At 41.2% G+C, this 15828-nt stretch carries 7 protein-coding genes; 1 reads left to right on the forward strand and 6 read right to left on the reverse strand.

Annotated features, from left to right (window positions below; genetic code table 11):
• Nucleotides 1-13: 13 nt before the first annotated feature.
• Entirely contained in the window at nt 14-898 is an 885-nt protein-coding gene (locus AC0YN6_RS20150; protein WP_475749011.1) for a carbohydrate ABC transporter permease, read from the reverse strand.
• A gap of 15 nt (nt 899-913) precedes the next feature.
• Nucleotides 914-1891 (reverse strand): ABC transporter permease, encoded by a 978-nt coding sequence (locus AC0YN6_RS20155; protein ID WP_475749012.1) that lies wholly within the window; start codon nt 1889-1891, stop codon nt 914-916.
• A 536-nt stretch (nt 1892-2427) separates the two neighbouring features.
• Here AC0YN6_RS20155 and AC0YN6_RS20160 point away from each other — a divergent pair.
• Entirely contained in the window at nt 2428-4509 is a 2082-nt protein-coding gene (locus AC0YN6_RS20160) for a helix-turn-helix domain-containing protein (protein WP_475749013.1), read from the forward strand.
• Between the two features lie 47 nt (nt 4510-4556).
• On the opposite strand, the gene AC0YN6_RS20165 is transcribed toward AC0YN6_RS20160, so the two are convergent.
• From AC0YN6_RS20165 to AC0YN6_RS20180, 4 genes are all read right to left on the reverse strand, one after another.
• Nucleotides 4557-5459, reverse strand: a complete 903-nt coding sequence (locus AC0YN6_RS20165) for an aldo/keto reductase (RefSeq protein ID WP_475749014.1) — start codon at nt 5457-5459, stop codon at nt 4557-4559.
• Nucleotides 5460-5494: 35 nt separating this feature from the next.
• On the reverse strand, nt 5495-7423 hold the full coding sequence (locus AC0YN6_RS20170; RefSeq protein WP_475749015.1) for a DUF8034 domain-containing protein: 1929 nt from the start codon (nt 7421-7423) through the stop codon (nt 5495-5497).
• Between the two features lie 159 nt (nt 7424-7582).
• Entirely contained in the window at nt 7583-9355 is a 1773-nt protein-coding gene (locus tag AC0YN6_RS20175; RefSeq protein WP_475749016.1) for a glycoside hydrolase family 35 protein, read from the reverse strand.
• A 437-nt stretch (nt 9356-9792) separates the two neighbouring features.
• Complete coding sequence (locus tag AC0YN6_RS20180; RefSeq protein WP_475749017.1) at nt 9793-15285, reverse strand: InlB B-repeat-containing protein; 5493 nt, start codon at nt 15283-15285, stop codon at nt 9793-9795.
• Nucleotides 15286-15828: the final 543 nt, after the last annotated feature.

The raw sequence follows: 15828 nt of genomic DNA on the forward strand, positions 1-15828 counted from the left end.
CGTACCGTTTACTTTATTCCTTAACAGCACCTACGCTTAAGCCTTTGACAAAGTAACGTTGAAGGAACGGGTAAGCTATTATAATCGGCCCAATCGCCAATATACATAACGCCATCCTTGCTGTTTCTCCAGGTATCTCTACGACAATATTCCGAGCTGCCGAGAATGCTGCAAGAGCATCAAGATTAGATAAGACGGATTGAAGTAAGAGTTGAAGTGGGAACAAGTTGCGATTTTCAATAAACAACAAACCAAGCCACCAATCATTCCAATAAGCTATCGAGTTAAGCAGCGCAATCGTAGCAAAAGAAGGTAACGATAACGGTGCTACGATTTTGAAAAAAATAAGCCACTCCCCAGCACCATCAATTCGAGCAGATTCCATAATAGATTCTGGAATAGTACGGAAGAAATTTCGCATTAAGAGCACATTCCATGCAGAAACCAAGTACGGCACGATCAGTACGAAAATCTGGTCTTTCATATCTAAATACTGTGTGATCAGAATGTACCAAGGCACCAAACCACCATTAAACAGCATCGTGAAAAAAACGTAGAACAGAACCGGTCGGCGGTAGCGTAATTCACTGCGTGATAATGGATAAGAGAGTAAGGCAGTTATTATTACACTTAGCACTGTACCTACGACAGTTACGAATATGGTCACGCCGTAAGCATTTAATAGACTTGCCGATGATTTCATAACGTATTCATAGGCGAACCATGTGAAATTTTCTGGAATGAGACTATATCCTGAGCTAGCTATTGTTCTCTCATCTGATAATGAAATCGAAAGCACGAGCACCAGTGGCAATATACAAAAAAGACTGAAAACTGCTAGAATCATGTTACTAATGATTTGACCTGAAAATATCTTTCTGCGTTTCTGTATCATCATGTACCTCCTCCCCATTTAGAATAATGCGTTCTCACTATTGAACTTGCGTACAATCCAATTGGATAAAACGACAAGAGTAAAACCAACTACAGATTGATATAATCCAATCGCTGAAGACATTCCGATATCTCCCATCGTTCTAAGAGCACGGAAAACATAGGTATCAATAACATCGGTCGTACTAAACAACAAACCGCTTTCTCTTGGTAAGTTATAAAACAGACCGAAATCAGCATAAAATATTTTGCCAAGCTGTAACAAGAATAACGTCACGATAATCGGCATTAACATAGGAAGGGAAATACTAAGTGCTTGACGAATTTTTCCGGCCCCTTCCATTTCAGCCGCTTCGTAATACGAATTATCGATTCCTGCTAATCCAGCGATAAAGATAACACTCAAGTAACCAACTGTTTTCCATAAGTTAGCAATTGGGAGGATGTATCGCCACTTCTCTGCATCCGAGTACCAATTCACGGAGTCTAAACCTAACGCATTTAACAATTGATTGACGATCCCTAGATCAACGTTGAACATTGCATATGATATATAGCCTGCAACAACCCACGACATAAGAAAAGGAAGGAACATCGCGCTTTTATAAAATCCCGATAGATGGCTATTTTTTATGTCATTAAGTAGTAGAGAAAAAATTAAAGCAACAAGTAATCCACTGACAATAAAAATACCATTGTAATAAATCGTATTAAATGTAATCCTTGCAGCATCTTGGGAGCTAAAGAAAAATTCAAAGTTTTTAAACCCTGCCCAATCGCTTCCCAATATTCCTTCTGATAAATTAAAATCCTTAAAAGCCAAGATGACCCCGAACATTGGAATATAGTTAAAAACAAACAATAAAAGTATTCCTGGAATCATCATTGTATAGAATGCTCGTTGGGTTTTCCATTCGCTTCTCGATGGCAAAACAGACTTTAATTTTTTTCCAATACGTGAATGACTTCTAACTGCTACCTCAGATCCCTTATTCATCTCTGTAATAAATCCCCTTTCTCATAGAACCATATTTTCTAATTCTGGTTACTCTTTTGCTCAACTTCACTGTACAATGGCACTCACCAAATAAATACTATAAAATGCAATCCAGCCACCAATTTTAGTCCTGTTGGCTCTCAAAATAATAACTTTTTCTATAATTTGTTGACTTTCTATAGCAAAAACATAATTACATATTTATAATTAATAGGTATTAACGATTATAAAATACTAGAGATTACAGGAGACTTGTACCTATGATTTTTCCCTTTAAGTCCTATTCAAACAGTTTGTTTGCCAAATTGCTGATCTCTTTAACCATTATGTTGACCGTCCTTATATCAGGGTTGTCCCTTCTGTTGTACCAAAATTACTCATCAGCTTCCCTGAAACTTATCAATCGTATGGATTCATCAAAACTATCTCAAATTAGCTATAGCGCTAATTATATGGAGAATTTATCTAAAAGTTTTATAGATTCCCTCATCACAAGTCCATTCACGTCTATTCTTATATACAATAAGGAAGATGACATGTACTTGCTCGGTGATGCGCTGCGAAATCTTAACAACCTTACTCTGCTTCAAGATTATGTTTCTTCCGTTTACACGGTCAATCTCACGCTAGATCGGATTACTTCTACTGAAACTAGTCGGTTCTACAATGAAAGCGATTTCTACGATCAAAATATTATTAGCATACTGAAAAATATGAACATAGTAACGCCTTCTTCTATGCCTATAGCTCGAACAATACCGAATGGATATAATGTGAGTGACCCATCGCAGCATACGAATGTATATACTTACATCGTTCCTTATTGGAATGGCTCAGACAAGCATCCAGATAAAGCCGTTGTAGTCAACATCAAATCAAACCAGCTAAGTGGTCTAATTACTTCGTTGAATGCCAAATCAGAAACGCCAGGTAATCACATTACGGTGATCGATTCGAATGGTTTAATTGTCAATGGCACCAATAACAACTTATTTTCTAAAAATTTGGAGCACACGGAATATATCCAGAAAGTTTTGGATTTTCAAACTTCAACAGGAAATTTCAAAATTAAAATAGATAACGAACTTTATAATGTGAATTTTGTTTCTTCCGATAATCCTAACTGGAAATTTATTAGTCTAACATCATACAATTCGTTTATGGGTCCTGTTAATTCTATTAAATTTTCTACCTTGATCATTTGCCTTGTCGTTTTATTATTCGGGTTGCTCACTTCCATTATTATGTCGAGATCTATTTATGCCCCCGTTGGCAAGTTGATGAACACTGTCCGCCAGAAATTAAAAGCTCCATATAGCAACGACGCTTCTTCGGCGGATATTCATTTTTTGCATAATGCATTTAGCGATATGATAATGAAAACCGAGGAACTCGAGCGGGAACACAGAAATCATCATCACAGCCTAAAAAACAGCTGGCTAAAGGATATTCTTCAAGGAACTACTTTTTTAAGCACCAAAGATTTGCTAAGCAAGCAAAAAGAATATGGCTCTAATGTGGATTTGAACGGACCTCTCCAGCTTGTATTATTCCGTTTGGATCATTATCAATCGTTCTTGGAAACTTACAATGAAAGTGATCGTGCTTTATTGAAATTTGCAATCGCTAATATCATTAGCCAAATTACCTCGCAGAAATATGATAACGAAGTCATAGAATTAGATTCGGATAAGATTGTGTTGCTTGCGGAATTAAAAGAAGAACCATTAGAAGAAAACGTTGAGGAAACGATTTTCGAATTAACGAAAAACATTCAAATTGCAGTGTCTGAATACTTGAAGTTTTCGCTGTCTGCCGCGATCAGCTCACCGATCGCTCCCAACGAACTGCTATCCCAGTCGTATTCGGAAATTTATTCCTTATCCCTCTATCGTATGATGGTAGGACACGGCTGTATCTTATCTCCATCTTTCATGGAAACAATCATACAGGAGCCTCGTGCTTATCCAGAAGGGAAAGTGAAGTTACTGCTCGATTGTCTAAAACAGGGACAACAAGATAAAGCGTTGAAAGCCTATGATGAGTTTCTTCAAGTCTATTCTGGGGCTACTTATGAAAGTATTCTTTCCTCGATGATGCACCTCATGTTTATGATCCGCAGTACTTTCATAAACATGATTAATAGCAATAATCCTAGACTGACAAACGCAATTCAGAGTTTCTCGACGAATATCGAACTATTTGAAACGAAGGACGATATTCGGGAATCAATGGCTAATATATTTGCAGAAATCGTTAACACAGTGGATCATAATAAACAAAATAAGCACAACGTCATCGCCGCTAGAGTGATCAAAATGATTGAAGAACAATACAAAGACAAAAACCTAAGCTTAAGATCGATTGCCGATGAACTTCAAATGTCGAGTAACTACTTGGGAAAACATTTCAAAGAGATGACCGACAAATCCGTTTCCGAGTACATTACGAATATCCGTATGTCTCATGTTAAACATTTACTGGATAGCAGTAATTTATCTACGAAAGATATATTGGAACAATGTGGTTTTGAAGAAACTAACTATTTCTATACGATATTCAAAAAACATTGTGGCATGTCGCTGACGGAATACCGATTATCCGAAAAGAATATGTAATTGAAAAAGGCAACGAGTATGATCTCGTTGCCTTTTTCGTATTCAGATTAGACGAATAGCGGTTGCTTATCGAATAGTCGGTACAATTCCTGCTTATCATCTTCGCTAAAACTAACCCCATCGCAATAAGCTATGTTTTTCCTCAAAGAGTTCAAAGATGAGGTCCCCATCAAGCTCACATGAATATCTGGATTGCTTAAGCTAAAACGCATTGCAGGTTCTATCAATCCTTTAGGCTCTGACTTTCGTAAGAACCGTATCATTTCCAATCTCCGCTCAACATCTTTCATGTTTTCCTCTTCCAAAAAGTGAGCCGGTGCATCTGCAAGAACACCCATACCAAGTATGCTGCCGTTCATTACGCCAATACCCATTTCTTTGGCTAGCGGCAACACTTCGTCTTTGGCCGTATGGTCAATAAGCATGTAGCGGGCATAAAATTGGATACTATCGAATAATCCGGTTTTCATATACTGCAGCAAAAGCGGTAGATTTCGCGTCGTCACGCCAAGGTAGCGAATTTTCCCATCTTGTTTGAGCTTTTGAAGCGCCGGAATAGTCTCTTCGATGATCATTTCCCAAGGTTGATATTCCACATCATGAATTTGAAGTAAATCGATCCAATCCGTTTGCAACCTTTGTAAACTATCTTCTACAGACCGAATCGTGCTTGCATAATCGTATTGGCGATCGGAACGAACAGCTTTCGAAGCTAGAATGACTTGGTTCCGTCTCCCACCGACCAACGCCTTTCCAATTCTACGCTCAGATTCGCCGTCACCGTAAATAGGCGCAGTATCGATTAGATTAACTTCAGCGTCCAATGCTTCATGAATTAATCGTTCTACTTCCGCCTCATCCGTTTGACCATATACTCCTCCAAGAGGTGCACCGCCTAAGCCAAGCTTTGAAACTTTGAGTCCCATATTACCGAATGTTGTAAATTGCATGTCGTCATCCCCGCTTCATATTTATGTCGGCTGTTTTATTGTACTCGTCCTTGCAGCATTGGCTTATGTTCCTCTTGCCAAGGCATATCATAGGTTGGCTGATTAACATAACGTTCCATCTGAGCCTGCAAAGTAATGCCAGTTCCCGCTGGTAGTAGTACCTGCAGATGTTTATCCCCTACTGTTACAGAATCCGTTACTTCACCCTTTTGATTCATAATCTCTACTTGCATAAATCGATGTTCACCAAACATTCCTGCTTGAACGATCATTTCCTGATCATCGAATAAACTCGTATTAACCAGATGAAGAGTAACCGAATCCGCTGTCAGCTTCTCTACCAATGCGGAGATGCCAGAAGGTAATCCTGGTCGTTTGGCTGCAACGTCGAAATACCGTACGCGACCATGCTGCAATCCACCGTGAGAATTGTGCATCGGAGCCCCTAAAGTTAACTGCACAAGTCCTTCAAAATAAATCGGACACATTTCTTGCCATGCATGTATGCTAGAGAAATCACCCTCGCTGTACTGCTGTGACCAGTTATGCGGATCGCCTTCTGCTGAACGCATTTTGGCAAGCTGTTTGCCAATAAGCTCATAGTTCGCAGATAAAATTTGCTCGGGATAATCCGGATTAAGTCCGCGAATAAATTGATACCAGGGCTGCATATTACCAATATAATGCTTCGTATTCCGTCCCGTTTTCTTGTCGGTGCCTGACATTCTTGGGACGAGAACCTCGTTCCAATCGTGATTTTTCGGGATGCGCTCTACACGTTCAAGATCTTCATCCTCCATCGACATAAACCACAAATATACCGGATAATGTGGAGTAGCTTCACGATAATCTGTCCAACCGTTATCGAAATGCTTGTGCGGAACGACCCATTTATCCTCTTGCTCTTGACGCAGCTCCCAATTTCGATCAAGCTGTTCCCTAGCTAGCTGTAATTTCTTCATATCCCCAGTAAGCATAACTGCATTCATACAAGCATTCGTTATCGGCTCGATAATCGTTAGGAAACCATGCGGCCAGCGCCAGCCATAGTATCCGCCCCACCATTTGCCATCGTTATATTGTCCGATTTCACCAGTCAAACCAATATTGTCAGGAATGATGCCGCCATTTGCCTGCGTTCTTTCCTCCCAAGCAGTTAGATACGTAATCGCATTATCTCTATACCGTTCATCACCCGTATGAAGAAAAGCGTTCGCGAGCAGGCTTGTCACATTCAAATTTAGCGGAACATCGCCGCTATTCATGCGTTCATTCATCATCTGAATGATATGCTTATAAGTTGTATCATCTGACCATGGACACTTTCCACTTGCGAAATCCACACCTGGAATATCTTCGAATGGAGCCAAATAATCATCTAAAATACCACGATGCGTGCTCCAATCCTCTTCCGATACTTGAAACCTCGGGCCTAAACTGCCTGTTATAGGAGAGCGAATCAGCTTATTTTCTTTATCATAGTTTGGAGCATCTGGATCGTCACCTGTGTACATATTGGCAAAACGTACAGCACGCTGGCGATCTTTAGGCGTTGCAGGCCCCGCTAAACCGAGGAAATACAAATAGAGATAACCTTCGCCATGATGCATCCAATCATAATAACGATCAAACTCTCGGTGAATTTGTCCATATTCCGTCCATTGCCAAGTGATACCTTCCCATATTTTACGTGATTGCTCATGTAATTCAGTACTTCCGCCTAGAACATATAGAAGTGCCAAATTCATAAAACCTTCATAGGGATCATCTGAACCATCCATACCTGGCCAATCACTGCGCCAAATTAAGGTGCCATCTGCATGTGTGTAACGTGCAATAAATTGTTGCGCCGCTTGATTAAGAGTTCGAAACAATTGCTGCTGCTGCAACGCCCATTGCGGGGGGGTCACTTGCTCAGATGACTTAATTTGGACAGGCTTTCTATCAAGCTGATTCGCATTCATTATGTCTCTTCCCCTTTTGCATTTCATTGATCCTTCTCATAAAAAAGCTTAACAAGATCCATTGTAATTGAGAACATTGAATAATAACGATTCTCTAAAATAATTACAATAACGACTACTTTTATTTCATTTTTCTCTAAAATTTAATAAAAGCTTGGATTATGCTAGCTCGGCAAAATCTTGAAGGATCACTTTCGGATCTTTCGTCCCATGCAATTCGAAGATAATGAGTTCATTCTCACCCTCGCGTAATAATGGAGCTGGTATATACAATGTTTTTTGCGGTCCGATTTCCCAATATCGCCCGAGATTGAATCCGTTAATGTAGGCGACTCCTTTTGTCCAGCCTTCCAATTTCAAGAACGTATCGCCAATTTCTTCTACCTGGAACTTCCCTTTATAGAAGGTAGGTGTAGATGATTCGTTAGGCAGTTCTTCCTTAAATATGAGCTTCGCTACATCATTCAATGGAAGCGTATGAATCGTCCAGTCATAAAGGAATTGCAAACCAAGACGAACGCCCTCCGTTATTCCTTTAGGATCCTTTAATTTAAACCCGTAATTGATTCGCCCTTGATTTTCCACGAGTATACTTAATACCGCGCCTTCAGCTGGAATATTCAGCACGAGATCTCCATCTACGATATTCGGACCTGTATTATGCGTATTGCGTTCAATGACGCCTTGATAAACTCCATCAAGAAAGACGAGCGCGCGGTCTCTGACTTCTTGAATAGCTACTTTTGCTTGCGATACTGGACCTTTAACTCGAGTAGTGTACAAAATAAAACCGTAATCCTGCCCCAATCTTTCCATCGCCTCGGGATAAGGGCTTTGGATTGGCGAAGACAACTGTGAGAGAGAATCGAACAAACGTGCTTGTTCCCCGAAGCGTACTTCACCATAATTTTTCTTAGAAATAGCTGGAGGTAATGCAATCTCCTCTACTTCAGCATACTTCGCAATAACTTCACGGACAGCCTTATACTTCTCCGTGATGTCTCCGGATTCATCCAACAAAGCATCATAATCATAGCTTGTTACCGTTGATTCGTATTTCCCTAGATCGTTCGCACCGTTATAAAATCCGAAATTCGTCCCGCCATGGAACATATAGAAATTAACGGATGCGCCAGCTTTCAGCATTTGATCCAGAGCTTCTGCCGCATCTTCTGGAGCCCGAACATGATGCTCTTTATTCCAATGATCAAACCAACCATTCCAAAATTCCATACAAACAAGCGGCTTATCCGGTTGATACTCCAACAGCTTTCCGAACGCTTCATCCGCTCTCGAACCAAAGTTGACGGTAGCTAGAACATCTGGAAGCAATGTTCCCCCTTGCAAGTTGCTATCGGTATAACCATCCGATGTGAATAAGAGAACGTCTACCCCGCGATTAATCATTGCATTTTTCAAATGCTCCATGTAGCTGCGATCGTTACCGAAGCTTCCGTACTCATTCTCGATTTGCATTGCAATAATTGGTCCGCCGTTTGTACATAAATACGGTAAAAATTTAGGAATTAATACATCGTAATACGCATCGATTTTTGCCAAATAGGTAGGATGACTGCAGCGCAAACGCATATGATCTTCTTTCAGAAGCCATGCAGGCAATCCTCCGAATTCCCATTCCGCGCAAATATAAGGGCTCGGGCGCACAATTACAAACAAGCCTTGCTCATCCGCAAGCTGAATGAATCGAATGACGTCCGCCATATAATCGAAGTTAAATTCCCCTTCAACAGGTTCATGAAAATTCCAAGGAACGTAAATTTCCACCGTATTCAAACCGCAGGCTTTTAACTTAACTAAACGGTCCTCCCAATATTCAGGTACGACTCGAAAGTAATGGATAGCTCCTGATAAAATACGAATAGGTTTGCCGTTAAATACGAATTGTTTTCCTTCAGTTGTAAATGTAGACATGGTTAAACTCCTTTGAATTGAAAGAGAGCTTTCATAGCACCAAGAGTCTAATTCTAATGCGCCTAGAAACTCTTTCTAATTATTTATTTATTGTTGAAGTTAGCTTAACTAGCTTCAACGGTTTTGAAAATAATAATAAGATATCATTTCTTCAAAAAATAAAGATTTCCAACAACTTTTTTATGACTTTTCTCCGATTTCTAATCTTTAGTGTTGATATGGCGAACATTTGTGCTTTCTAATGAACTCTAGCGGTTTTGTCTGTGAACACTATTAATAGATTCAAAAATTGAAAAAGGCGAATTTCCATTCCATATTGAATGAGAATCCGCCTTTATTCTATGCTTTGATTACTTAGATTGAGCCATCCCCCCTACAAAAGTAGGAGGATAGCTTATTAAGTGAAATTTGATTTGTTACCTACAATGGTGATTTCGTTAACCCAATATCAATCTTGCAACAGCTGCAAGATCAACGATGTCTATTTTACCATCACCGTTCATATCCGCTTGTTTGTACATAGCCCAATCCGCATCAGCAAAAGTCTTTCCATAACTCACTGCGATGAGAGCGAGATCACCAATGCTGAATTTACTATCTCCATTCAGGTCACCATTAGCCTCTACATTCACGGAAGCTGTAAATGCTTGCAACGCTGCCTGCAATTGAGCGATTGCTTGATCCACTTGCTCCTTGTTAGCCTCGCTTTGATTAGCTACTGCCTTAGCACGATCAATTGCAGCTTGCAATATTGCTTTAGAACCAGCAGGATACTGACCGATTCCTGCTCCTTCTACCGCTGCATCATGCGTTGCTTGCGCACTCGTAATAAGTGCTTGCAATGCCGCTTTATCCACGACAATAATTTGAATCGTGTGTGCGGAACCATTGCTCACAGCCGTTTCGATTCCATCTGCACCCGCAGCCGTTACATCAGCTAAGAAGATGGAGCTCGTTGCATTGTTGTCAATCTCTTTGGCCTTGAAGTTCAGTTTCAATACAGGAGCCGTTTGCTTTATTGCACTTCCAGGCCCTGCACTTGCCATCAGAATTCGAACCTCACCTTCTCCTTCTTTCTGTCCGACGACCGAAAATCCACTCTGCATAGCCTCGACGGATAGGAATTCGACTTGGGCCCTGTCATAATGGATCGTTTGATCCAGCGCATACACAAATTCTTCAACATTGCTTAGGACGTAAGTCAACGTAAAGCTGTCTCCGGCGTTAACTTTACCTTGGCCCGACAATACCACTTTCAGTGATTCCGTGGTCGCATTGACGGTGACGCTAATACCTGTTGTTAAAGCTATCTCATCTGGATTAAGTACCCCTGCTGGCAAGGTAACTGTACCATTGACCGTGAAGGTCTGTTCCGTCGTCAACATCGGATCGTAGCTTGATGCTTCTACATCCCATGTCACACTGGCATTGACGCTTTCTGCATCAGTTTCTAGTAGTACTGTTGAAGGCAACCCAAGGGCTTCTGCACTCTTGGCCGTTCCATTGGCTACACCCGTAATTGCTGTAGGTGTCGTAATACCAACCAGTCTCGTTTCAATAGGTGGTGATAACGAAACATCGGTTGTGCCCAGCAAGTTTCCTTTTTGGTCATACAGCTGAACAGTCATAAGATCTCCGCTTAAAGGTGTTGAAACATTGATCGTTTGAGTCCCTGCTCTGACCGGATAGCTCATCCCATTGGCTAATACATACATGCCAACGGCAGCACCAGGATTGTTTAGATTTGTACCCTCAATATCAACAACTAGGTCAATGTCTGTTCCGTTGTACACTGTACCAGTGGTTGTTACATTAACGCTCGACACATGATAGAAATTTGCTGTTACGGTATTATCATAGAACGATGTTGCGAATTCCGTTGATGCGCTGTTCGCATCCGCAAACACTCCACCATTGGACGCAGTCCAATTAAGGAAGTAGGACCCCGTATCCGGAGTTGCGTCAATTAACATTGCCGTACCCGAAAGATAGTTGCCTGCATTTCCTTTGGTTACTGTGCCGTTACCAGACGTTAAGTAATTAAGCTTTGGTATGCTGCTCGGAATATCTACTTTGAGAATACTGCTTAACTTACCATTCACATCCTTCTCTTGAATGTAGACTGTATATGGAACATACGGTGCTAGATTCGGGATATTTATGGTGTTATCTCCTTCTCTAACCACCACTCCGGTTCCTGAAGTATTAATTATAGGTTGACTGGCAGCACTGTACACCACTGAATAGTAATATGTGCCAACTCGATCAGCAGTAAATGTCACAGTTGCGGTACCAGTTGGCCCGTTCGTTCCATCGCTGACACTGTTTGTAGGCGTTACACTCTTTGCTGAGAGCTTAAATGAATCCTGATTCCGTACAAGGTTAATGTCTGCAACATCAAACGTAGCATTGTATCCGCCAAGCCCAAAACCGCCAAAAGCATTGCTAGGGTTTGAGACTTGAGCAACCACAGTGTCATTAACGTAGTATGTGATATAACCATTTCCGGTTTCAATTTTGTAGGTGTTCCAGTCATTCATATTATAGCCGTCAGGCATTTTGATATTGCTGATCAAGTTGTTGTCGGTAGGATTTCCACCTCTTTGGTAAATACTCCATACACCATTCGAGAGATTCGGATAATTATATCTCAGCTCATAACGAGATACATTGCCTCTATCATTGCCGCTGACAAATACGGATGGGCCAAAACTTGCGTAAGTTCCGTTCGTGTTGCCAGACCATGACACAAATTTCGCTTTCATTGTTAACGTATAGTTTTTCAGTGATGAATCTCCGAGACCATAGAATACAACATTGTCCGGCTCCGTAATCCGCATGGCCTTGCCCACTGTTGCATCTTCCACGATTCGGAAAGAAGCCTTGGCATTTGACGTACCTTCTCTGCTGTCTCTCCAGCCGATTGGTTTGTCCGTGCTGCCGATAGCGTAATTACTGAAATCTTCGGAATAAATTTGAGTTGAGTCTGCAGTCGGTGGAATGTTTACAAGTGGTAGAACTGGCGGAGCCTCCTGGCCGCCATAAATATAGAAATCGCTGAAATGAGTCGAACTGCCAACCGATTTCCCATCTGGCCAACTTGTTCCCCAGTCGCCCATACCAACGTATGTAAATGCAGTAGCGACATCATCTTCCTCGGTATAAGCTGCAACTTGCTGATCATCAATAGAAATTTTCACTTCGGTTTCGGAGGAATAGTCCATTGTAAGGGTACGCCAACCGAAATCACGACGTACATTTGTTACAATTGATTGATCTCCTTTTTGGATTGTATAGTAATCGTACGATACATTACCGTTGGCACCAACTCCGAGAATATTTTTGCCGTCATCGACCCGCAAGTACGTATGCGCCAAGTTAGGGTCATTGGGAGAGGTTGTTGGTGGATCTCCAAAGAAATAATCCTTATGTCTGTCAAAGAACTTGACTGTCACAATCTTATTTATTGGTTCTGCAAAAGGACGACTAACCACAATTCCACTACGATTAAGTGGAGTAAAGATCGGAAGCGATCTGTTACCTAGCAGTGGGTCGTTCGGACTTGCCAACACGCCCATAGTCATATCCACACTGCCTTTTTCTACTGCCCACTTTGTTGTGTCGAGAACGGACTTGTTAAATGTATCGGAAAAATATACATTCGAAGGAGTTGTTTGTGGGTAGGTCGGTTGATTGGCTCCGAGCAATTGTGTCGGGAATGAAGAAGTCAGCCCAATTAAATTGTATTTCATTTTTGACGAATCAAACGATTGTACGCTGGATATGTCGTCAATATTGTTGGTTACGTTTTGGTAAATGTACATATCGCCATAGCCACCAGAATTGCCAGGACGAATAGCCAATGAGTGACTCTGCGTGTTTACCGCTTGAACATTAGAAAACACAAAACCGGTTGCACCCATAGCAGTATCCAACCCGCCAACCGAGTTTTTCTCATGCACGGACGCTGCGGTACCGATATTACCGATGAGCACTTGATCCATGTAATTATAACGGTCAACTGTTAGATCAATTTCTGAGAGGTTGGTGGTTAGATGGTTGACATCATTTGATCCGTGCTGTGTTGCAGCAGAATACCATTGTCCGCCACCTGCAGTTAACCATGACATAAACAGGGAACTATCTTCACCAGCATCTTGGTGAGTGTGGTGCAAGTAGATGTATGAGAAATGATTGCCGACTGTATAGTTATCTCTTACATTATCGAAATTCGGGTTTGCACCTTTCCCGCCGCGAGGATATCCGCCAAGAATAAGCATCCCACGTTTGGGCGAATTATAAATCTCCAAGTGGCTGAATGTGCTTTGACCAGTATTCATAACGGTAAGACCAACCCCATGTCCTACAAGCTGACCAACGTCATGGATAAGAACATTGTTAATCGTATTATGATTGGAATATTTGCCGACACCGGGATATCCGCCATCCATGGAAATTCCGCCAGCACCCGTGAATTCAACCGTGGTGTTGGTAATCGTGTCATACTGATTGTCACCTTTCATAAAGATGCCGTATACACCAGCATTTTTAACCAGACTGTTTCTAATTGTTATGTTGTTAGTGCCTTGCATCGTAATACTGCCGACTTGGAATGCCGGACGCTCAGCGGATTCGACATATGCCGGTAAAGTTACGCCCTCTTCTAACGCTACAGGTGGGAATACCCCAAATCCACCCATATCACCATAGTTATAGGTATAGCTGTAATAATCGCTAAATTCTGTATCCTTTACAGCAAGGCCATCTAAAACAATATGATGAACTTGAAGTGCTGGATTCGGTTTATCACCAGGTTTTGCTTTTGGAGTACCTTGCATGTTGATAATTGTTTGCATAGTTGGAGTGACAACTGTTTTATTTGTCATCGTTCCATCAGCCGGATAGTAATAGAGCATGCCTTCTGTCTTGTCATAATAGTATTCTCCCGGTGTGTCAAGGAACGAAAGATTACCTTGAAGGAAATATCTTGAACCATTGCTTACTGGGTACTTTACGTAATATTGGTATTTGTGATAGAAATCCGAATCTGTTACTTGTGGCTGGTTCAGTGAAATTGTGGATGAACCTATGTCTATGCTTGCGACAGGTTCCGTATCTGTAAACCAGTCCCATGAACCCGCAACGCCGCCAGTACCGCCGTCCCAAGTAAATACTTGAGCAACTTCCTTACCATTATTTTGCGCGAGTTGTAATCCATTGATCTGATCGGCAGTTAAATCAGCTTTATAGATTTGAATATTTTTCCCATTGGAGCTTCCTGCTGTGCGTTTATAGGTATCCTTGGCTTGAGGGAATCCCGCTTGAGGTATCAGGTTAGGCGTTCTTGCCATCGTTGCCCGCGTATCATCGACATACAATGTATTAAAAGCCTCAGAATTCAGTCCGCTGAATGTTGTAGGATAGTTCGTCTTGTCCAGTTGGACCTTCCACACTTTACCAACCAGATCAGTTGGCATTCCGTAGTTGTTAACGTCGCTTTGAGCAGCTAGTTCCCAGTCGCTTGGATCAACGGGTACACCGCCGATTAGTTTTGCTGCGCCGATTCCGTCGGAACTTTCCCAAATGACATTGTAACCGTTTGTGCCCGAATCCTGTGGTGTGAAATGAAGAGTATCCGGCATATAATAGTCGCCTTGTGCAATGCTAACGATTATATCTCCTGTCATGTTTTGATTGATTTGCTGCACTGCTTGTTGTGCCCTTAGTAAAGTAGCAAATGGACTGAACTGTGATCCGTCACCTGAGGTGTCGTTACCATTCGATCCGACATAAATAGTTTCCATTACATTGCTTCGTACTTGAGAGTTTATTTCGTTAGCACTTACTTTTGTATTGGTGAATGAGAATGTTGGAATTACTAGTGTCATGGCCAATGCAATTGCTGTAGTTTTTATTGCAATTTTTTTCATAGGATTCACACATCTCCTTCTTTATCTTTTCATGTCCAACATGAATTACTGTACACACACCTTTCGCCTACATCGCCATCCCCCTACTCCATTAGATACTTCAATGGTTGAATTACAATCAAATCGTAACAAGCACTACAAAATCCAAATACACGAAAAAGTACGTGTCCCACAAATTTTTCTCAATGAAGTTCTTCAAAAAAAACGAATTTCACCGATTTTTCGATATTTCCAAAAAAATTTATTGTCTGGAAACCCAAAAAAATAAAAGCAGATGGAGTGAATACAAATTGTTTTCCTCCACCTGCTTTTTGTAAGTTGTAGATTTCTATACTACGTAGCTGTACAATCCTTACTAATTTGGTTATCTCCGGCACGGTGTGATATTGTCATTCCACTTGTTCTCCGATAAGTAAAGAAAAATTGCTACTTTTTAACCTCTCTCTATATTTCAACCTGAAACTTAGCTGCACAAATGCAGTTTACGGACCAATGATTCATCCTTACGATAAAAAAGATAAGGGGGGAAGGTATTATACCCTC

It is taken from the genome of Paenibacillus sp. J22P15 (genome assembly GCF_056269345.1).